This is a genomic window from Streptomyces shenzhenensis (assembly GCF_003688995.1).
GTDB classification, from domain to species: domain Bacteria; phylum Actinomycetota; class Actinomycetes; order Streptomycetales; family Streptomycetaceae; genus Streptomyces; species Streptomyces shenzhenensis_A.
This window is the reverse complement of record NZ_PENI01000042.1, coordinates 1-19,704: the sequence shown is the minus strand read 5'-3', so window position 1 is coordinate 19,704 and position 19,704 is coordinate 1. Positions and strand designations below refer to the sequence as shown.

The window sequence follows — 19,704 nt, the reverse complement described above, 5'->3', positions numbered from 1 at the left end:
GAACACCATCGTGGCGGCGACTCCGCTGCCCTGCCACGCGGCCACGTTAGGGGCGAGCGGACGACCTCTGAAGGGGGTGAACATCACATTGACAGCCGCGACCGCCCGGGGTCCGTCCGGAGTCCTGTCGCGCTCCGGGGGCCGGGCCGGGCGTCAGGGGCCGCCGCCCGGTGCCGGAAGCGTGGGCTCCGCGCCGACCGTGAGCGGGGCCCGCGCGAGCCTGGGGTCGCGGTCGGGATCGCCTTCGAGGTCGCGTTCGAGGTCGTCGAGCGCGCGGCGGGCGGTCGCGATGCGCTGGGCGAGGCGCCGCCGCTCCTCGGGTCCTGCGGGCGCCGGACGCGACTCGTCCCGTTCCAGCTCGCGGGCCTCTTCGAGCGAGGTCAGGACCACTCCGATCAGCACGTTGACCAGGACGAAGGAGGCCAGCAGGACGTAGGAGGCGTAGTAGAGCAGGCTCCAGCGGGACACCTCGAGACCGGCCCGGACCGCGTCCCCGATGCCGTCCAGTGTCATCAGCAGGAACAGGGTGAGGACCGCCCGGCCGACGGATCCGTAGTGCTCGGGGTCGGAGGTGCCGAAGAAGACCCAGCCGACCATGGCGTACACGTACAGCAGCAGCGCGCCGACGAGGAGGAAGCTCAGCGTGCCGGGCAGGCTGCGGGCCACGGCGACCAGCACGATGCGCAGTTGCGGCAGGAACCGGGCGGTGCGCAGCACCCGGGCCAGCCGCAGCAGCCGCAGCACGGTGGTGTTCTCGCGGACGACGGGCAGGAAGGCGCAGAGCACGACGGCCAGGTCGAAGATGTTCCACGGGTCCTTCCAGAACTCCCGTGGCCGGTCGGCGTGGGCCGCGAGACGCAGCAGGATCTCGACGGTGAAGACGGCCAGGCAGATGTGTTCGGCGAACTTCAGCCAGTAGCGCCAGTCGGCGACGAGGCCGGTGTATGTCTCCACGCCCAGCAGTGCCGCGTTCGCCAGGATCACCGTGAAGACCGTGAGCGCGAACCAGCGGGCCTCCGTGACGGCCCGGCAACGTCGTGCCAGTTCGCGCCGGGCGGCTAACGGCGCCGGCTCGGTCCCTTGCTGGTGCTGGTCCGACTCGTCCGACATGGTGTTGCTTCCGCTCCTTCGCACGCCACACCCACCCGACCGCACCCGACGGCACGGCGGTCGAGTGATCACCTTCCAGGAGAGATTTCTACAGCAATGTAGAGACCGATGAAGAACCGGTGTGCGACGCGGGTCCGCGGACGGCGGCACGGACCACGACGGCACGGCCCCACCGGCCGAGAATGCCCCCTCGGAGTCCAAAAAGAGGCCCCCGGACGCCGCGGACCCGGTATGCGCCACCTGCCCCCACGGCCTGCGCCACCGGGGTACGTGGTCCGCACGCCTCGCCGGACCGGGACGGGCGCCTACCCCTCGCCGCCGCGGCCGCCGGCGCCGTCCTCAGCCAGACGACCACCCGCGCCCCGCGACGCCCCCGCCGAGGCCGGCGACAAACCGACGCACGTCACCACCGGACAACCCGGCAGGCGTTTCAACGCACAAAAGAGCCCGGCACGCCGTCGCCGCCAGCCACGCCCCGGCACCGGGGTACCTCGTCCGCACGCCTCGCCGGACCGGGACGGGCGCCTACCCCTCGCCGCCGCGGCCGCCTGCGCCGTCCCCAGTCAGACGACCGACCACCCACACCCCCGCCGAGGCCGGCGACAAGCCGACGCACGTCACCACCAGACAGCCCGGCGAGCGTTTCAACGCACAAAAGAGCCCGGCACGCCGTCGCCGCCAGCCACGCCCCGGTCCGCCGGGGTACCTCGTCCGCGCGCCTCGCCGGACCAGGACGGGCGCCTACCCCTCGCCGCCGCGACCGCAGGCGCCGTCCTCAGCCAGACAACCGACCACCCACACCCCCGCCGAGGCCGGCGACAGCCCGGCGAGCGTTTCAGCGCACAACGGTGCCCGCCACGACCTCGGCCAAAGAGCCCGGCCCGCCGTCGCCGCCCCGGGCTCTCCGTCCGGCGGCCGGTCACCCGCGCCGAGATCGGCGACGAGCCGGGCCCGTGTCACCGCCGGATGGCCCGGCGCACGAAGGTGTGCGGCGCGGGTCCGAGTCCGGCATGCGTTGCCGTCGGCCACGCGTCATGGCTCCGGGGTCCCCACGCCTTCCCGGGGCAGGGCGGGAATGTGTGGCGTGAGGGTGGGGTTGGAGGGGATGTTCTGTCATGCGCGCTACAAATGTGCGGATGCGGCTGGAGAGGAGAACCCCATGGCACGCAGTACCACGCGTCCCGTCGTCACGCTGAGGTCGACGGCCGCGACCGGAGTCACCTACGTGACCCGCAAGAACCGGCTGAACGACCCCGACCGGCTCGTTCTGCGCAAGTACGACCCCGTGGCGGGGCGGCACGTCGCGCCTTCCGCGAGGAGCGCTGACACCGGCGGCCGGTCAGGGGGCGTCGCCGCGCCAGTCGTAGCGACGGCCGTCCGGCGGGCGGGGCACGTACAGGGCCCGCCCGCCGGGGCCGTACCGGCCCATCTCGGTCACCAGCGCCACCTGCTCCCCCGGCACCCGCCCGGCCCGGCCGGTGACGTCCAGGAGCAGTCCGTCCAGGGGACCCCCGACCAGTTCCGCATAGGCGCGGCCGGGCCGGGGGCCGGCGTCGTCGTGATCGGCCCCGTACACCCGCCCCCGCATGAACTCCTGCTCATCCATGCCGTGCAGGGTCGCATCCGGCACTGACATCGAGATCGCCGCGCGGGTTCCGGTGGTCGCGGCCCCGGCATCACCGCGCCCCGCCTCCGACCTCATGATGCGCGGCCCCCGACATCATGACGCGCCGCCTCAGATACCGGACATATCAGCATGAAACGTGTGTTATTCATCCATGCACAAACCTTCGCGGCGTACCTTGCTCACCGCCTCGGTCGCGGCCGTCGGCTCGGGACTCCTGTCGGCCTGCACCGGAAACGGCTCGCACCCGCAGTCCCGGCCGGGCGCGACGGCCAAGGGCGACAGCCACGGCTTCGTCCCCCCGGGGCCCAAGGGGTATGTGAACCCCTCCGGCCCCGAGGTGCACGCCGCCGAACGCAGACGCGGCTCCGGGCCCGTACGCAAGTTCGAGTTCACCGCCGCCGAGACGACCGTGGACCTGGACGGGCGAAAGGTCCGCACCTGGACCTACGGTCACAACCTGCCAGGCCCGCTGGTCCGCGTCACCGCGGGCGACGTCCTCAGTCTCAACCTCGTCAACCGCCTGCCCGCCGAGACCACGCTCCACTCGCACGGTGTGCGCATGCGCTGCGACATGGACGGGGTGCCCAGCCTGACCCAGGAAGCCATCACATCGGGCCAGGACTTCACCTACCGCTACACCGTCAGCCACCCCGGCACCTACCTGTTGCACTCCCACTCCGGCATGCAGCCCGACCGCGGTCTGTACGCCCCGTTCATCGTCGACGACCCCAAGGAACCGCTGCACTACGACAAGGAGTGGCTGATCGTCCTCGACGACTGGGTCGACGGCGTCAGCGGCTCCACCCCGGACGGGATCCTCACCGAACTGCGGCACGGCAAGACCATGTCCATGGACGGCATGGGCATGGACAAGGGAATGGGCAAGGGCCCCGAAGCCGGCGGCCACGGCGCCTCCGCCCCGCCGCACCCGGCGCCCCCCGCGAAGCAGCAGGGCCCCTCCCGGATGCTGCACGGCACGCGCAGCCCCATTCTGCACAGCGTGGGCGGCAACGTCGCCTACCCGCACTACCTCGCCAACGGCCGGCTGCCCGGCAACCCGTCGGTGTTCCGGGCCAGGCCCGGCGAGCGGATCCGCGTGCGCATCATCAACGCGGGCTCGGACACCGCCTTCCGGGTCGCCCTCGGCGGGCACAAGATGACCGTCACCCACACCGACGGCTATCCCGTCGAGCACACCGAGACCGACGCGCTGATTCTCGGCATGGCGGAACGTTACGACGTGCTGATCACCGCGAAGGACGGCGTCTTCCCGTTCGTCGCGCTCGCCGAGGGCAAGGGATCCCGGGCCATGGCCCTGCTGCGCACCAGCGCCAAGGCGTCCGCGCCGCGGGCCACCGTGTCCCCGGAGGAACTCGACGGCGAACTGGTGCCGGCCCGGCGGATCAGCCCGCACGAGTCCGTCGCCCTGTCCGAGCGGAAGCCCGACCGCGAGATCCGGATCCGGCTCACCGGCGACATGAAGCAGTACAACTGGTCGTTCGACCACAAGCCGTACTCGCTCACCCAGCGCCATGCCGTCCGGCAGGGCGAGCGCGTCCGCCTCACGCTCATCAACGCCACCGACATGTGGCACCCGATGCATCTGCACGGTCACACGTTCGCGGTCGTCGGCCTCGACGGTGCGGGCGCCCGCAAGGACACCTCGATCGTCCTGCCGCACCGCAAGCTGGTCGTCGACTTCGACGCCGACAACCCCGGGCTGTGGATGCTGCACTGCCACAACCAGTACCACTCCGAGTCGGGCATGATGACCATCCTCGGCTACCACACATGACCCCTGGCCGGTGCGGGCCCGCCGTCCCCGGACAGCGGCCCGCACCGGCCGTGCGCGGCCCCCAACTCGCCCGCGCACACGGGTTCGCCGCCCCCTGCCGGCCGTCACGGGCCGTGGCGGCGCGCGAGTGGTGGATCTCCCGGGAGGGCCGTAGCGTCGGTACAGAGGCGGCGGTGTCCGGGGCGGCAGCCGGGACGCGGGACCGCGAGTGCGGCAAGGCCGACGGGAGCGAGCATGCGCAGACCAGTGCGGGGTACCGCGATCATGCTCTCGGTGGGCGTACTGCTCGCGGGAGCCCTCTCCACGGCCGCGGCGGCCCCGTCGGCGCCGGTGCGGGCCGGTCACCAGGCCCGGCAGAGTGCCACACCCGTCCTCGTGGACTGCTTCTGGAACTCCAGTGTGCGGCCCGGCGACTTCATCCTCGCCTGCGGTGACGGCAACAGCCGCCTCACCGAACTGCACTGGTCCGCATGGGGCCGGGACTCGGCCACGGCCCAGGGCGTCAACCTGGTGAACGACTGCAAGCCGTACTGCGCGGCGGGCAAGTTCCACGCCTACCCGGTCACCGTCCGGCTGGACCGCCCCGAGCGGTGGCAGCGGCACCCGGAACTGAACCACTACACGCGGATCAGCCTCACCTACTCCGAGAAGCGGCCGGACGGCTACGAGCGCGTGACGACGCTGCCCCTGTGGAGCTGACCGGGATCGGCGGATTCAGAAGTGACCGTGCTGAATCCCATGCGATCGTACGGTTGGACTTCAGGATCATGGCGGCGCAAGGTGGAGGGAACCCCGCACCCACGGGACAGCCCGTGCCCCGCCCCCCCCCGGAGAAGAGCCGATGAACCACGTCGCGAGCCCCGAGCGCTACCACGGCTCCATGCAGTACCGGCGCACCGGTCGTTCGGGACTGGACCTGCCCGTGCTGTCCCTGGGCTACTGGCACAACTTCGGCGACGACCGCCCGTTCGAGACCCAGCGCGAGATCGCGCTGCGCGCCTTCGACCTCGGGATCACCCACCACGACCTGGCGAACAACTACGGCCCTCCGTACGGCTCCGCCGAGATCAACTTCGGCCGGCTGCTGAAGCAGGACCTCGCGCCGTACCGGGACGAGCTGGTGATCTCCACCAAGGCCGGCTGGGACATGTGGCCCGGCCCCTACGGCCAGGGCGGTGGCTCACGGAAGTACGTGCTCGCCTCGCTGGACCAGTCGCTGCGCCGCATGGGCCTCGACCACGTGGACATCTTCTACTCCCACCGGCTCGACGCGACCACGCCGCTGGAGGAGACGATGGGCGCGCTGGACACCGCCGTGCGCCAGGGCAAGGCGCTGTACGTCGGCATCTCCTCCTACGATGCCGAGCGCACCCGCGAGGCGGCCGCCGTCCTGCGCGAGCTGGGCACCCCGCTCCTCATCCACCAGCCGTCGTACAGCATGCTCAACCGCTGGATCGAGACCGACGGCCTGCTCGACACCGCGCAGGAGGAGGGCTTCGGGGTCATCGGCTTCACCGCGCTCGCGCAGGGGCTGCTCACCGGGCGCTATCTGCACGGCGTCCCCCGGGACTCGCGGGCCGCGCAGGACAAGTCCCTCGACCCCGCCTGGCTGTCCGAGGACATGCTGCGCCGGCTGCGCGCCCTCGACGACATCGCCGCCCGCCGCGGGCAGACCCTGGCGCAGCTGGCCCTGGCCTGGGCCCTGCGCGACCGGCGGGTCACCTCGCTGGTGATCGGCGCCTCCCGGGTGGACCAGCTGGAGCAGAACGTGGCCGCGCTGGAGAACCCCGACTTCGACGCCGAGGAACTCGCCGAGATCGACAAGTACGCCACCGACGGCGGCGTCGACCTGTGGCGGGACGCCCGGCTCGGCCGCCTCGACTGATCGCCCCCGCCCCCTGGCTCCCGCCGCCCGCTCCCCCGATCCCGTCTGGCACTCAGTGACACTCGTCACTGACAAATTCGATCAAAAGGAACAAAATAGGGGCACCGCGACCGCGACTTCGAGGAGCCGCACCCGCCATGGCACACGGAGCCCACCACAGCCCCCTGCCTCCCCACCCGGACCTGAGCCTGGCCCGTGACTGCGAGCACTGCCTCGGCTGGGGAACCGTCGTCACCTTCGACGGCCGCCACGAGCTGTGCCCCACCTGCCAGCCGGAGACCGGCGACGGCGAGGCCACCACCGACACCGCCGCCCCCTGAGCACTCCCGGCGTCCTCGGCGATGCCTCCCGACGGCGTCGCCGAGGCGTCCATCCGTCCGGGCCGCCGGCCCGGACCGCAGCCGGAACACGACCGCGCCGCATCCCGACGTGACCGCGCCGTCACACGGGCACCGCGGCACTCAGTGCCCCGGCGCCCTCGCGCGCCTGCCGCCCCACCGCACCCCCATCATCACGATGCGGCACCGACAACCCCCTGACCCTCTCGGCACACTTGACTACCCGCGGTCACACGCGATTGGCTCCCGCCGGGAGAGCGGACCGGCCGGCGCGCCCGAGCGCCGGGCCCGCGCTCCCTTCCGCTCCTGCCAGGCCGCACAGCGAGGTGCCGCACCCTCATGAACACGACTTCCCCACGCTCCTCCCCCGGTAGACCGGCGCACACGACAGCGCTGACCGCCGCCGCGGCGGGCTGTCTGCTGGTGGCCGGCTGCTCCGGCTCCGACGGCACGCAGTCGTCGGCCGACACCGGCAGGGCGGGCGCCGCCCGGCTGAAGATAGCCCTGGTCAGCCACGGCGACCGGGGAGATGCCTTCTGGGACCTGGTACGCAAGGGAGCCGAGGCGGCCGCGGCCAAGGACGGCATCGAGCTGACGTACGCGAACAACCCCGACGCGGCCGGGCAGGCGGAGCTGGTCCGCGACGCGATCCGCGACCAGGTCGACGGCATCGCCGTGACGCTGGCCAAGCCCGAGGCGATGAAGGGCCCGGTCGACCAGGCGAAGGCGGCGGGCATCCCCGTGGTCGCGCTCAACTCCGGCATCGACGCCTGGCAGTCGGCGGGCGCCCTGGAGTACTTCGGCCAGGACGAGAGCGTGGCGGGCCGTGCCGTCGGCGACAAGCTCGACGATCTCAAGGCCAAGCACACCCTGTGCGTGATCCACGAGCGCGGCAACATCGCCGTGGAGGCGCGCTGCGCCGGTGTGAAGAAGACGTTCGGCGGCCGCACCACCATCGCCTATGTCGACGGCACCGACATGGACGCGCTCACCGAGGCCGTCGCGGCCCAGCTGCGGCAGAACCCCGACATCGACGAAGTGGTCACCAACGGGGCGCAGTTCGCGCTCGCCGCGGTCAAGTCGGTGAAGCAGGCCGGCAGCCGGGCCCAGGTGGCGACCTTCGACCTCAACAAGGACCTGGTCAAGGCCGTGCAGAGCGGTGACGTGCAGTTCGCCGTGGACCAGCAGCCCTACCTCCAGGGCTATCTCGCCGTGGACGCCCTGTGGTTGTACAGGACCAACGGCAACATCAGCGGCGGCGGGGTGTCGCCGGTGCTCACCGGCCCCGCGTTCGTGACCAAGACGAACGTGGCCGCCGTGGCGAAGTTCGCCGCCAACGGGACGCGCTGATCCGGCCGTTCATCCCGGCCGACACCAACGATTCGACCACTCGCGGCACATGCGGTCACATGTGCGGATAGCATCCTGCGCATCCCTGGTTCCGTACCGGACACGCAGTCACCCGCCGCGCTCGTCCCCCGCCCCACCCCCGCCCCCGAAGACCGCTACTAGGACGACGATGTCTCCACGGACAGGTGCCCGGCGCCGCCTAGGCTCCATACGTCTCTCCCTGATCCTGCTGGCCCTGGTGCCGAGCGTCACGCTCGCCGCCGTCTGGGGCGTGACCACGACCCAGATGTTCTCGGAGGGGCTACGGCTGCGGGCGCAGACCCAGTTGAGCCGGTCGACCGGGGCCATGGGCACCGAGGCCACCCTCGCGCTGCAGCAGGAACGCCGGCTGTCCGCCGCCTGGCTCGCCGCCCCGCGCGGCTCCCGGACGGCGCTCGACGCACAGCGCAGGACGACGGACGCGGCCGTCGCCAAGCTGGTCAGGCAGACCAAGGAGATCCGGCAGGCCCCGGCCCGCGTCAAGGACCGCATGTACTCGGTCGTCGCCTCGGTCGGCAGCCTGGAGTACTACCGGGGCCAGGTCGACGACCCCACCGACATCACCGCCGAACAGGTACTGGACCAGTACACCGCGATCATCGACGACCAGATCCACGCCTTCCAGGAGCTGTCCCAGGTCGACGACGGCGACCTCACCTCGCAGGCCGGGCCGCTCGTCGCACTGGAGCACGCGGCGGAGCAGGTCTCCCGGGAGGACGCGCTGCTCGCCCTGGCCTGGTCGACCGGGCATCTCACCGACGACCAGCGGACCGCGTTCACCCGGCTGGTCGAGACCCGCCGCTGGCTGGTCGAGGACCAGGTGGTGCCCGGGCTGCGCGGCAGCGCCAAGACACAGACCGAACAGATCCTCCAGGGCGCCGCATGGATGGCGCTGGAGCGCGTCGAGGACCGGATCCTCGCCGCCGGGGCCACGGCCGGCGAACCGGACGGCCGCACTGTCCTGCCCGACGTACAGTCCGAGTGGAGCACCGCGCTGACCGAGGTCGGCGCCAACTACTCCAGCCTGATCCAGCGTCAGACGTCCGCGCTGCTCGACCGCAGCGCCGGGCGGGCGGACGACCTGCTGATCACGGCCGGCTCGCTGAGCGTCGGCGGACTCGTCGCCCTGCTGCTGAGCGTCGGCATGTCCTGGCGCATCACCCGTTCGCTGTCCCGGCGGCTGCGCGGGCTCCGGGAGGCCACGCTCGGCCTGGCCGAGGAGCGGCTGCCCGACGTGGTCGCCCGGCTGGAGCGGGGCGAGCGGGTCGACGTGGAACTGGCGACCCCGCCGCTCGACTACGGACGCGACGAACTCGGCCAGGTGGCCCAGGCGTTCAACACCGCCCAGCGCACGGCCGTGCACACCGCGGTCGAACTCGCCGACACCCGGCGCGGGTTCCAGAAGGTCATCCTCGGCATCGCCCGGCAGAGCCAGAACCTGGTCAACCTCCAGCTCAGCAAGCTGGACGCGCTGGAGCGGCGGCACAGCGACCCGGACGTCCTCCAGGGCCTGTACGAACTCGACTCCACGGCGAGCCAGTTGCGCCGCTACGAGGAGAACCTCGTCATCATCAGCGGCGAGCAGCCCCGGCGCAGCTGGAGCGAGCCGGTCGCGCTCATCGACATCCTGCACAGTGCCGTCGGCGAGGTCGCCGAGTACCAGCGGGTCGAGGTGCGCACCGACGAGGAGGTGAGCCTCGCCCCGCCCGCGGTCGCGGACGTGATCCATCTGCTCGCCGAACTCATCGACAACGCGACCGTCTACTCCCCCGCGCCCAGCCCGGTCGGGGTGCGGGCCGCGACGGTCGCCAAGGGACTGGCCATCGAGGTCGAGGACCGCGGCCTCGGCATGTCCGAGGAGGACTACGCCTCGCTCAACGCCCAGCTGGCGGTGGCGCCCCAGTTCGACGTGGTGGGGCTCGGCGACGATCTGCGGCTCGGCATGTTCGTCGTCGCCCGGCTCGCCACCCGGCACGGGATCGCCGTCACCCTGCGCCCGTCGCCGTACGGCGGGACCACGGCCATCGTGCTGGTGCCGCACGAGATCGTCGTGCGCGAGACCCCCGACGCCACCGCGCCAGGGGGCCGGGATCCGCAGGAGGACGGCACGGAGCCCGGCGCGGGGCAGGCCCCGAGGAACGGGACGGAGAACGGCACGGGGAACGCCGTGGCGACGGCCGTCGCCGTGCGGGCCCGGCACGCCGGGCCGGCCAGGTCCGCCGCGGCCCACCGCCCCGAGGAGGCCCCGGACACGGACGGCCTCGCCCCGCTGCCGCGCCGGGTGCCGCAGACGAGCCTGGTCCTGGAGCTGCGCGAGGAGGCGCCGCAGCCCGAGGAGAACGGCCACCACGACGACTTCACCGCGGAACGCGCCGCCTCCTCCCTCGGCGGGTTCCAGCGCGGCACGCTGCGGGCCCGTGACGAGGACGCCGAGCCGCCCGCGGCCCCGTCCGAGAACGGGGACCCTGATGCCCGACTCCGCCCGTCGACCGCTCACGAAGGACGCTGACATGACCCGCCCCACCCCCGCCACGCACACCCAGCTCGACCAGCTGCTCACCGGTCTCGTCGACCGGGTCGCCGAGGTGAACCAGGCCGTGGTCCTCTCCGAGGACGGACTCGTCATCAGCAAGTCCACCGGGTTCCTGCGCGACGACGCCGAGCGCCTCGCGGCGACCGCGTCCGGCCTGATGAGCCTCAGCAAGGGCGTCAGCATGGACTTCCGCGGCGGCCCGGTGCGCCAGGCGCTCATCGAGATGGCCAACAGCTTTCTGATCCTGACCTCCGCGGGCCCGGGCGCCCATCTGGTCGTCCTCACCAGCCAGGGCGCGGACGTCGGCGTGGTGGCGTACCAGATGAACATGCTGGTGAAGAAGATCGGTGAGCATCTGAGCGCGGCACCGCGCGCGGGCGTCGTCATCGCGTCCGACCGCGGCGAGTGAGGTGAGCGGAGGCGACGCGGCGGGCCGGCTGGTACGACCGTTCACCCTGACCGGCGGGCGGACCCGGCCCAGCCGCGCCGACTTCACCCTCATCACGACGGTGACCGCGGTCGATCCGCAGCCCGCCTGGGCCGAGCGGCTCCAGCCCGAGCACACCCGCATCCTCAAGCGATGCGCGCGACCGGTCGCCGTCGCGGAACTCGCCGCCCTCCTCGACCTTCCGGTGAGCGTGGTCGTCATCCTGCTCTGCGACCTGCTGGAGGAGGGCCGGATCACCGCCCGCCCGCCGCACCCCGTCTCCCGCAGCACACCCGACCTGGAGCTGCTGCAGAAGGTGCGCGACGGCCTCGGCCGGCTCTAGGTCCGGTCGGGTCGGTCCCGGTCGGCTCCGGAGCCGTCAGCCGGCTCACCCGCTTCGACGAAAGGGCATCCCGCCTCATGGTCAGCAAGATCGGCCGCCCGGCCCCCGGCTCCCCCGCCGGGGCGGTCGCCGCCCCCGACACCGTCAAGATCCTCATCGCCGGGGGGTTCGGCGTCGGCAAGACCACCATGGTCGGATCCGTCAGCGAGATCGTCCCGCTGCGCACGGAGGAACCGCTCACAGCCGCCGGGCTGGGCGTCGACGACCTCGACGGCATCGAGGAGAAACGGGCCACCACCGTCGCCCTGGACTTCGGCCGGATCAGCATCGGGCAGGATCTGGTGCTGTACCTGTTCGGCACCCCCGGGCAGCAGCGGTTCTGGTTCATGTGGAACGACCTGGCGATCGGCGCCCTGGGGGCCGTGGTGCTGGTGGACGTGCGCCGGCCGCGGACCAGTTTCGCCGCCATCGACTTCTTCGAGCGGCGGCGCATCCCGTTCGTGGTCGGCGTCAACGGCTTCCACGGCCGGCATCCGTACCCGGCCGACGACATCCGGGACGCGCTCGCGCTGTCGGCGGACACTCCGGTGCTGCTGTGCGACGCGCGGGAGCGCGAGTCGTGCCGTGACGTGCTGATCGCGCTGATCGACCGGCTGATCGCCACGGCCCGCACCGGCGGCGAGCACCACGCGGCCGACCGGTCCGGCTGAGCCGCACACACGGCCCGCCCCGGCCACGTGCTCCGGTCAGCCCAGTCTGCGCAGGGCGGCGCGCAGGGCGAGGGCCGTCGTCAGCTCCATCAGTCCGAGCAGGACCAGCCACAGGCCGAGCAGCCGGGTCAGCACCACCGCCGACGCGGCGGGCAGGGCGAGTACCACGATGCCCGCGGCGACACCCAGGACGCCCGCGGCGAAGGCGACTCCCCGGTGCGGCAGCGCCTTGGTGGAGACGGCCGCGTACAGCGTCAGCATGCCGGTCACCAGCCAGGTCACCCCGACGATCAGCGAGAGCGCGGCGATGGTCTGCAACGGGTGGCGCAGACACAGCACACCGGCCAGGACGAACAGCAGGGCGACCAGCACCCCGGTGAGCCGTTCGCCGTGCGCCTGCCCGGCGAACGCGGTGACCAGCCGGAACACCCCGCTCAGCAGCAGGTACAGGCCGATGATGACGGCCAGTACATGCAGGGTCTCGTTCGGCCAGACCAGGATCAGGATGCCGGCCAGCAGCGTGACCAGCGCCGCGCCCAGGGTCCACAGCCAGGACGCGCCGAGGGCGGCGAGCACCTCCGCGATGTCCCGGTCCTGGCCCGGTGCGCCGGGGTGCGTGCCCGGTCCGGCTCGCGGTCCCGATCGAGGCGGTTCGGTCATGGCTCCTCCTCACCTGATCGTGCGGTGCGGGGACGGATCCCCGACGGCACGGCGCGTCATTCCGGCAGCCGGCGCATCTCCAGCACGCACAGGCCCAGCGACTGGCACCGGGCCAGCAGCCCGTAGAGGTGCGCCTCGTCCACGACCGGCCCGTACAGCAGGGTCTGGTCGGACACGACGACGTGGTCGAACTCGGGAAAGGCCCCGGCGAGCGTCTTCGACAGATGTCCGTCGACGCGGATCTCGTACCGCATGAGCTGTTCTCCCCGCGGGTGGCGTGTACGCAGGCGAACTGTGCCCTTTCCTCGCGATCGTCCGCCCCCGCGGCCCGCCCCGGCCTCACCCGGCGCAGGTGATACCGGCTCCGCGGTCCGTCACCGCCGGGGCACCCGCCGGCGGCGCCTCACAGCAGCCGGAGTTCCCGGGCCCGGCGCACCGCGTCCGCCCGCCGGCCGACCGAGAGCTTGCGGTAGAGGCCCTTGAGATGGGTCTTGACCGTGTTGACGGACACATACAGGTCCGCCGCGATCTCCTCGGTGGACATGAGCTGCGCGAGCCGGCACAGCACGTCGCGCTCGCGCGGGCTCAGCTCCTCGACGACCGGGGCGGGCCGCAGGCCGGTCGCGTCCCGGGTGCCGCCGCCCGCGACGAGCCAGTCGTGGGCCGGGGCGGTGGCGAGCAGGGGCCGCAGCCACGGGCCGGCCTCGCGGAACGGCCGGCGCAGCCGCTCGCGGCGCGCGTCGCACAGCGCCCGGGCGACCAGGCGGCGGGCGGCGGCGATGTCGCCGGTCCGGTCGGCGGCCTCGGCGCGCACGAGGGCCGCCCGCACGGTCAGCGCGGGACCGCCGGGACCCGGCGTCGGCAGCGTGTCGAGCAGGCCGAGAGCCGTACCGGTGTCGCCCGCCGCGAGCCGGGCTCGCGCGGCCGCCACGGCGCAGGCGGGCAGCCGCCGCGCGACGGGTTCCAGCGCCTTCGCCGCCGCCTCCGGGTCGCCGCCGGCCAGCCGGGCGGCGGAGGCGACCAGCGCGGCGTGGTCCGCGGCCCAGGGGGAGGCGACCACGGCCGTGCCGCGGTCCTCCACGGCGGCCACGGCCGCGCCCGGATCGCCCCGGGCCAGCAGCAGGTGTGCCCCGGCGAGGGCCCTGGCGGCCGCCGCGACCGGGTCCGCGGTGCCGTGGCCGTCGGCGGTGACCCGGTCGAGCAGGGCCTGGGCGGCGTCCAGTTCGTCGCGTTCGACGGCCACGGCGGCCAGGACGAGCCCGGCGACGGCGGAGCGGGCGGGTGCGGGCAGCCCGTACCGGTCGGCCTCCCGCAGCGCGGCGAGCGCCTTCCGCTCCGCCCCGGCGGTCCGGCCGGCCAGCCAGTCGATCAGCGCGAGGTGGCCGAGGGCGTCCTGGCGCGGCAGCGCGGTGGCGGCGCCGCCCGGGCGGGTGACCGCCTCGGCGAGCGCGGCGCGTGCCTCCGCGACGTGCCCGGCCCACAGCCGTGCCGAGCCGACGTGGGCCAGCAGCAGCGCGAGGAGTTCGGGGTGCCGGTCCAGGCGCTCGGCGGGCACGGACCGGCTCAGGTCCCGGGCGCGTCCGGCGGCCCGTTCGGCCCGGCCGGGTGAGCCCGTGAGGCGCGCGGCAAGCGCCTCCAGGAGGGCGCAGCCGAGCCGGTCGGGCACATGGTCCGCGGTGTCGTCGGCGAGGAGTTCCTCGGCGTGCCGCAGCCGGGGCAGCCCGTGGCCGAGGTCGCGGCCCGCCAACTCACGGGCCGCCAGGACGAGTTGCCGGGCGGGGCTGTCGGTGCCTGCGGTCATGCGGGCGAACGGCGTGCCCAGGTCGTCGGGGCCCTGGCCGGTGAACAGCCGGCCGATCGCGAGATCGTCGACGAGCGCGCGGGCGGCGAACTCCCAGTCCCCGGCGGCGCAGCCGTGGGCGAGCGTCTCCGTGAGCGATCCGGAGCGGCTCAGCCAGCGGGCGGCCCTGCGGTGCAGCTCGGTCTCCAGGCCGGGGTGCCGCTCGCGCAGATGGGCCCGCAGGATCTCCGCGAACAGCGGGTGCAGGCGGTACCACGTCTGCCCGAGGGGTTCGACGAACGCGTTCTCCCGCCGCAGCCGGGCCAGGATCCGCTCGGCGTCGGACCGCCCGGTCAGCGCGTCGGCCAGCCCGGGCCGGAACCGTTCCACGACGCTCACGCGCAGCAGCAGGTCCTGTGTCCCGGCGGGCTGCCGCCTCAGCACTTCGGCGAGCAGATAGTCGGCGACGACGCTGTGTCCGGCCTCGAACTCCTTCAGACAGCGTTCCGGGTCGGCGCTCTGCCGTGCGGCCAGGGCGCACAGGCGCAGTCCGGCGGCCCAGCCCCGGGTGCGGCGGACCAGGGTGTGCGCGGCGTCCGCGGAGAGCCGCAGGCCGTGGGCCGCCAGCAGGGCGGCCGCCTCCTCCGGGGTGAACGCCAGTTCCGCGCCGCGGATCTCGGTGATGCTGCCGGCCGCCCGGTGGCGGTGCAGCGGGAGCAGCGGTTCGCTGCGGGTGACGAGGATCAGCCGCAGGCCCGCCGAGGCGTGGTGCAGTACGAACTCCAGTTGTTCGGCGATGTCCGCGGTGGGCACCCGCTCGAACTCGTCGACGACGACGATCGCGGGCTCGGGGCGGCCGCTCAGGTCGGCCGCGAGCCGGGCCAGCAGGGCCCGGTCGACGCTGCTGGGGTGCGCCGGGGAGCCGATGCCGGGTGCCGGCCGCAGGCCCGCGACCCGCAGGGCCTGGAGCAGATAGGCCCAGAACAGTCCGGGGGCCCGGTCCGCCGGGTCGGCGGTGAGCCAGGCCACCGGCCGGTCCAGGCGCGCGGCCCAGTCGGCGACCAGGAGCGTCTTGCCCGCCCCGGCCGGCCCGTCGACCAGCGTCAGCGGGGTGCCGAGACCCTGGTCGAGACGGTCGGCGAGGCGTGCCCGGCGCAGGAAGGTGAGGGGCCGTGCGGGGGCGGCGAAGCGGGTGCCGAGGAACGGTTCGCCGCGGGGGTCGACGCGCGGTTCCGGTGCGGAGCGGTCCCGGTGCCGGTGCCGATGTGCCATGGCGCTCACCACCACCGTCCGTCAGGTCTTGGCCGACGGTCCTCCGGTCAGTGTGTCAGCCCCGCCGGACATGTGCGCGGCGACCCGCACCGGGTCGACCCCGACGTACCGATCGAGACCAAGGTGAAGGAGATCACCGCGGAGCAGCGGGTGCCGCCGGCCCTGGCAGGGCCTAGGTCCCGGTGACGTTCCAGGTGCGGGCCGCCCAGTTGCGCAAGTGCGGTGACTGCGCGGCGAGTTCCCGGTACGCGGCGGTGGCGCACTGGTGCAGTGCCTCGGCCAGCTGCGCGTCGACCGCGGCGCGCCGCCAGGCGAGTACGTAACGGCACCACAACGGCGTGCCGGCCAGCGGCTTGATCACGACGTGCGGGATCGGCCGGACGGTCGCCTGGACGACGGACACGCCGAGCCCGTCGGCGATCATGTTCTGCAACTGGGTCCGGTCGCCGAGGAATTCATGCACGGTACGGGGTGTGAATCCGGCCGCCGCGCAGGCGGTGTAGAAGACGCCGGGCCAGCCGGCCCCGTCGTCCGGGGTCAGGAACCAGGCGTCCCCTGCGAGGTCGGCGAGCGAGACCTGCGCCGCGTCCTTGAGCCGGTGCCGGGCCGGGAGGGCGACGAAGTTCGGCTCGGTGACGATCCCCTGGTGGGCGACGGCGGCCGAGTGCCTCAGCTCCATCCCCGGGTAGTCGGCGGCGATGGCCGCGTCCGCCGTGCCCTCCTCCAGGAGCTCGACGATGCGCGAGGAGGCGTACACGCTGCTCACCGCCGGTGACACCGCGGGCAGCCGGGCCCGCAGCCGGGACACCGTCCCGGACAGCATGGGCGAGTTGGTGGCCGCGAGGCGCAGGGTCCGGCCCGCCGGCGAGGCGTCGGCGGGGGCGCGGCGCCCGATCGCGTTGGCGCGGGCGAGGACGTCGCGCGCCTCGGCGACGACCTCGGCACCGTACGGTGTGGTCCGCACCCCCGCGCTGCCGCGCTCGAACAGCGGCTCGCCGAAGTGCCGTTCCAGCCGCTGGAGCTGGGTGCTCACGGCCGGCTGCGAATAGCCGAGGACGGACGCGGCCCGGCCCACGCTCCCGGCGTCGGCGAGCGCGCACAGCACGCGCAGATGCCGCAGCTCCAGCTCCATCCGTCCTCGTCCCGTCGGTCCACGGCCGCCGTCCCTCGCGTCGTCGCGCGCATCGGCCACTGCGTCGGATCATACCGAGCACAGACAAGGGCAAATCTCCCCAATCGCCGTCATCCGTCCCCCGGTCCGTCACCCCCAGGAAAGATCGAATCGAGTCGTGGTTACCATATGAGCGCCGCCTAGCTCGAAAGATAGATCTGTGACTGTCAACGAGGACTCGTTCACCAACTGGAAGAACCGCGAGGAGATCGCGGAGTCGATGATCCCGCTCATCGGGAAGCTGCACCGGGAGCGTGACGTCACCGTCCTGCTCCACAGCCGCTCCCTGGTGAACAAGTCGGTGGTCAGCATCCTCAAGACCCATCGGTTCGCCCGGCAGATCGCCGGCGAGGAACTGTCGGTCACCCAGACCATGCCGTTCCTGCAGGCGCTGATCGCGCTGGATCTCGGCCCGTCCCAGATCGACATCGGCATGCTCGCCGCGACGTACCGGAGCGACGACCGGGGCCTGTCCGTCGCGGCCTTCACCGCCGAGGCCGTCGCCGGCGCCACGGGCGCCAACAAGCTGGAGCGCCGCGAGGGCCGCGATGTCGTCCTCTACGGCTTCGGCCGCATCGGCCGGCTCGTCGCCCGCCTGCTCATCGAGAAGGCGGGGTCCGGCAACGGCCTGCGGCTGCGCGCCATCGTGGTCCGCGGGGACGCCCGCCGGGCCGCCGAGGACATCGTCAAGCGCGCCTCACTGCTGCGCCGCGACTCCATCCACGGCCAGTTCCAGGGCACGATCACGGTCGACGAGGCGAACGGCGCGATCATCGCCAACGGCAACGAGATCAAGGTGATCCACGCCGACGACCCCGCGTCCGTGGACTACACGGCGTACGGCATCAAGGACGCCATCCTCATCGACAACACCGGAAAGTGGCGCGACCGCGAGGGCCTGTCGCAGCATCTGCGCCCCGGCATCGACAAGGTCGTGCTGACCGCCCCGGGCAAGGGCGACGTCCCCAACATCGTGCACGGCGTCAACCACGACACCGTCAAGCCGGACGAGCGGATCCTGTCCTGCGCGTCCTGCACCACCAACGCGATCGTGCCGCCGCTGAAGGCCATGGACGACGAGTACGGGGTGCTGCGGGGGCATGTGGAGACCGTCCACTCGTTCACCAACGACCAGAATCTGCTGGACAATTACCACAAGTCCGAGCGCCGTGGCCGCTCGGCGCCGCTCAACATGGTCATCACCGAGACCGGCGCGGCCTCCGCGGTCACCAAGGCGCTGCCCGACCTCAGGGCGAGGATCACCGGCAGCTCGATCCGGGTGCCGGTGCCGGACGTCTCGATCGCGATCCTCAACCTGCAGCTCGCCCAGGAGACCACCCGCGAGCAGGTGCTCGACCACCTCCGGAACGTGTCCCTGACCTCGCCGCTCAAGCGCCAGATCGACTTCATCAGCGCGCCCGACGCGGTCTCGAGCGACTTCATCGGCTCGCGCCACGCCTCGATCATCGACGCCGGCGCCACCAAGGTGGAGGGCGACAACGCGATCCTCTACCTCTGGTACGACAACGAGTTCGGCTACTCCTGCCAGGTCGTCCGGGTCGTCCAGCATGTCTCCGGGGTCGAGTACCCCACCTACCCGGCCCCGGCGGTCTGACCCTCGCGGCGGCCGCGCGAGCCGCCCGTGACCGTCAGCCTCGTGATGCCGTCGGCCGACTCCGGCCGGCGGCATCACGCGTTCCGGCGGACGGACCGGCCGCGCCGCGGCGCCGCGGCCGGATCCGGTGCACGCGTCGGCACCGCGCCCTGCCGCAGCGGCGCGGTCGCGCCGAAGTTCCGTTGCGTACGGGGTAGTTGACGGCTCCACCCGCGCCTGCCATGGTCTAGACCTAGTACCGCCAGAAGACTCCGCACTCCTTCCGGGCCGGCCGGTGCCGCTCGTCAGGCTCTCGCCCGTCCGGCCGTGCCCCGCGCAAGAGCCGCTCACCGGCGCCGCCCGACGGTCCGCCGGTGCGTCCGCACTCCGCCTCCCCACCGTCAAGGAGTCATGTCCACCATGGCCACCCCCCACGCCGGCCGGCTGTCCGGCAGACGCGTCGCCTCGGTCCGCACCCTGATCGGTGCCGTACTCGCCGCCCTTCTCGCCACCCTGTTCGCCACGGCCCCGGCCCAGGCCGCCGACGGCCAGATCACCGGACTCGCGGGCAAGTGCGTCGACGTGGCCGGCGCCGACAGCGCCAACGGCACCGCCGTACAGCTCTACGACTGCAACGGCACCGACGCCCAGCGCTGGTCCAACCCGGGCGACGGCACCCTGCGTGCGCTCGGCAAGTGCCTCGACGTCGTCGACCGCAGCACCGCCGACGGCGCCTCGGTGCAGTTGTGGGACTGCTCGGGCGGCGCCAACCAGCAGTGGGTGGTCACCGCCGCCCATGACATCGTCAACCCGGCGGCCGACAAGTGCCTGGACGTCCGGGACAACAACAGCGCCAACGCGACCCGGCTGCAGATCTGGACCTGCTCGGGCGGCGCCAACCAGAAGTGGAACGCGCCGGCGAGCGGCGGGGGCGGCAACCCGTCCGGATTCGTGGTCAGCGAGGCGCAGTTCAACCAGATGTTCCCGGGCCGGAACGCGTTCTACACCTACAGCGGGCTGACCGCCGCGCTCGGCGCGTACCCCGGCTTCGCCACCACCGGCAGCGACAC

The 19,704-nt window shown here is 72.9% G+C and carries 17 protein-coding genes and 1 pseudogene; 12 read left to right on the top strand and 6 right to left on the bottom strand.

All coding sequences use genetic code 11. The features are described from left to right. Nucleotides 1-153: 153 nt before the first annotated feature. Nucleotides 154-1,110: an ion transporter gene (locus tag CTZ28_RS40225; RefSeq protein WP_121894716.1), complete on the bottom strand. Its 957-nt coding sequence runs from the start codon at nt 1,108-1,110 to the stop codon at nt 154-156. Nucleotides 1,111-2,269: 1,159 nt separating this feature from the next. On the opposite strand from CTZ28_RS40225, the pseudogene rpmG reads away from it, so the two are divergent. Then, nucleotides 2,270-2,436: pseudogene (gene rpmG / locus CTZ28_RS40220) on the top strand (50S ribosomal protein L33). Nucleotides 2,437-2,449: 13 nt separating this feature from the next. On the opposite strand, the gene CTZ28_RS40215 reads toward rpmG, so the two are convergent. Then, complete coding sequence (locus CTZ28_RS40215; RefSeq protein WP_121894767.1) at nt 2,450-2,716, bottom strand: hypothetical protein; 267 nt, start codon at nt 2,714-2,716, stop codon at nt 2,450-2,452. A gap of 172 nt (nt 2,717-2,888) precedes the next feature. On the opposite strand from CTZ28_RS40215, the gene CTZ28_RS40210 reads away from it, so the two are divergent. The 9 genes from CTZ28_RS40210 to CTZ28_RS40170 all read left to right on the top strand — a co-directional run bounded on the left by CTZ28_RS40210 (nt 2,889) and on the right by CTZ28_RS40170 (nt 12,157). Beyond that, nucleotides 2,889-4,532 carry a multicopper oxidase family protein gene (locus tag CTZ28_RS40210; protein ID WP_121894715.1) on the top strand — a complete coding sequence of 548 codons (1,644 nt, stop codon included), beginning with the start codon at nt 2,889-2,891 and terminating at the stop codon, nt 4,530-4,532. A 234-nt stretch (nt 4,533-4,766) separates the two neighbouring features. After that, nucleotides 4,767-5,231 (top strand): hypothetical protein, encoded by a 465-nt coding sequence (locus CTZ28_RS40205; protein ID WP_121894714.1) that lies wholly within the window; start codon nt 4,767-4,769, stop codon nt 5,229-5,231. A 142-nt stretch (nt 5,232-5,373) separates the two neighbouring features. Next, the gene (gene mgrA, locus CTZ28_RS40200) at nt 5,374-6,417 is read left to right on the top strand and encodes an L-glyceraldehyde 3-phosphate reductase (RefSeq protein ID WP_121894713.1); all 1,044 of its coding nucleotides are present in this window, start codon (nt 5,374-5,376) and stop codon (nt 6,415-6,417) included. Nucleotides 6,418-6,554: 137 nt separating this feature from the next. Beyond that, the gene (locus tag CTZ28_RS40195; protein ID WP_121894712.1) at nt 6,555-6,737 is read left to right on the top strand and encodes a hypothetical protein; all 183 of its coding nucleotides are present in this window, start codon (nt 6,555-6,557) and stop codon (nt 6,735-6,737) included. 357 nt (nt 6,738-7,094) lie between these two features. Continuing rightward, complete coding sequence (locus tag CTZ28_RS40190) at nt 7,095-8,105, top strand: substrate-binding domain-containing protein (protein ID WP_121894711.1); 1,011 nt, start codon at nt 7,095-7,097, stop codon at nt 8,103-8,105. A gap of 169 nt (nt 8,106-8,274) precedes the next feature. Beyond that, nucleotides 8,275-10,653: a sensor histidine kinase gene (locus CTZ28_RS40185; RefSeq protein ID WP_121894710.1), complete on the top strand. Its 2,379-nt coding sequence runs from the start codon at nt 8,275-8,277 to the stop codon at nt 10,651-10,653. A 1-nt stretch (nt 10,654) separates the two neighbouring features. Beyond that, nucleotides 10,655-11,086, top strand: a complete 432-nt coding sequence (locus CTZ28_RS40180; protein ID WP_121894709.1) for a roadblock/LC7 domain-containing protein — start codon at nt 10,655-10,657, stop codon at nt 11,084-11,086. 1 nt (nt 11,087) lies between these two features. Beyond that, nucleotides 11,088-11,447 carry a DUF742 domain-containing protein gene (locus tag CTZ28_RS40175; protein WP_121894708.1) on the top strand — a complete coding sequence of 120 codons (360 nt, stop codon included), beginning with the start codon at nt 11,088-11,090 and terminating at the stop codon, nt 11,445-11,447. A gap of 77 nt (nt 11,448-11,524) precedes the next feature. Further along, on the top strand, nt 11,525-12,157 hold the full coding sequence (locus tag CTZ28_RS40170) for a GTP-binding protein (RefSeq protein ID WP_121894707.1): 633 nt from the start codon (nt 11,525-11,527) through the stop codon (nt 12,155-12,157). A gap of 36 nt (nt 12,158-12,193) precedes the next feature. Here CTZ28_RS40170 and CTZ28_RS40165 read toward each other — a convergent pair whose 3' ends face one another. From CTZ28_RS40165 to CTZ28_RS40150, 4 genes are all read right to left on the bottom strand, one after another. Beyond that, a complete protein-coding gene (locus CTZ28_RS40165; protein WP_121894706.1) occupies nt 12,194-12,817 on the bottom strand; it encodes an HdeD family acid-resistance protein in 624 nt (207 codons plus the stop codon). Nucleotides 12,818-12,873: 56 nt separating this feature from the next. Continuing rightward, nucleotides 12,874-13,071 carry a hypothetical protein gene (locus tag CTZ28_RS40160; RefSeq protein ID WP_121894705.1) on the bottom strand — a complete coding sequence of 66 codons (198 nt, stop codon included), beginning with the start codon at nt 13,069-13,071 and terminating at the stop codon, nt 12,874-12,876. A gap of 149 nt (nt 13,072-13,220) precedes the next feature. Next, on the bottom strand, nt 13,221-15,869 hold the full coding sequence (locus CTZ28_RS40155; protein ID WP_121894766.1) for a winged helix-turn-helix domain-containing protein: 2,649 nt from the start codon (nt 15,867-15,869) through the stop codon (nt 13,221-13,223). A 172-nt stretch (nt 15,870-16,041) separates the two neighbouring features. Beyond that, entirely contained in the window at nt 16,042-17,001 is a 960-nt protein-coding gene (locus tag CTZ28_RS40150; protein WP_121894704.1) for a LysR family transcriptional regulator, read from the bottom strand. Between the two features lie 199 nt (nt 17,002-17,200). Between CTZ28_RS40150 and CTZ28_RS40145 the strand changes: the two genes are divergently transcribed. Continuing rightward, nucleotides 17,201-18,655 carry a glyceraldehyde-3-phosphate dehydrogenase gene (locus CTZ28_RS40145; protein ID WP_121894703.1) on the top strand — a complete coding sequence of 485 codons (1,455 nt, stop codon included), beginning with the start codon at nt 17,201-17,203 and terminating at the stop codon, nt 18,653-18,655. 399 nt (nt 18,656-19,054) lie between these two features. Next, the coding region (locus tag CTZ28_RS40140; protein WP_183154833.1) for a lectin at nt 19,055-19,704 on the top strand (650 nt) is incomplete at its 3' end.

Bases quoted from the DNA above. Each gene is read 5' to 3' on its own strand.
- mgrA (WP_121894713.1), top strand. From the start codon at position 5,374: ATGAACCACGTCGCGAGCCCCGAGCGCTACCACGGCTCCATGCAGTAC.
- CTZ28_RS40180 (WP_121894709.1), top strand. From the start codon at position 10,655: ATGACCCGCCCCACCCCCGCCACGCACACCCAGCTCGACCAGCTGCTC.
- CTZ28_RS40215 (WP_121894767.1), bottom strand. From the start codon at position 2,716: ATGGATGAGCAGGAGTTCATGCGGGGGCGGGTGTACGGGGCCGATCAC.
- CTZ28_RS40190 (WP_121894711.1), top strand. From the start codon at position 7,095: ATGAACACGACTTCCCCACGCTCCTCCCCCGGTAGACCGGCGCACACG.
- CTZ28_RS40150 (WP_121894704.1), bottom strand. From the start codon at position 17,001: ATGGAGCTGGAGCTGCGGCATCTGCGCGTGCTGTGCGCGCTCGCCGAC.
- CTZ28_RS40225 (WP_121894716.1), bottom strand. From the start codon at position 1,110: ATGTCGGACGAGTCGGACCAGCACCAGCAAGGGACCGAGCCGGCGCCG.
- CTZ28_RS40205 (WP_121894714.1), top strand. From the start codon at position 4,767: ATGCGCAGACCAGTGCGGGGTACCGCGATCATGCTCTCGGTGGGCGTA.
- CTZ28_RS40170 (WP_121894707.1), top strand. From the start codon at position 11,525: ATGGTCAGCAAGATCGGCCGCCCGGCCCCCGGCTCCCCCGCCGGGGCG.
- CTZ28_RS40165 (WP_121894706.1), bottom strand. From the start codon at position 12,817: ATGACCGAACCGCCTCGATCGGGACCGCGAGCCGGACCGGGCACGCAC.
- CTZ28_RS40185 (WP_121894710.1), top strand. From the start codon at position 8,275: ATGTCTCCACGGACAGGTGCCCGGCGCCGCCTAGGCTCCATACGTCTC.
- CTZ28_RS40210 (WP_121894715.1), top strand. From the start codon at position 2,889: ATGCACAAACCTTCGCGGCGTACCTTGCTCACCGCCTCGGTCGCGGCC.
- CTZ28_RS40195 (WP_121894712.1), top strand. From the start codon at position 6,555: ATGGCACACGGAGCCCACCACAGCCCCCTGCCTCCCCACCCGGACCTG.
- CTZ28_RS40155 (WP_121894766.1), bottom strand. From the start codon at position 15,869: ATGGCACATCGGCACCGGCACCGGGACCGCTCCGCACCGGAACCGCGC.
- CTZ28_RS40160 (WP_121894705.1), bottom strand. From the start codon at position 13,071: ATGCGGTACGAGATCCGCGTCGACGGACATCTGTCGAAGACGCTCGCC.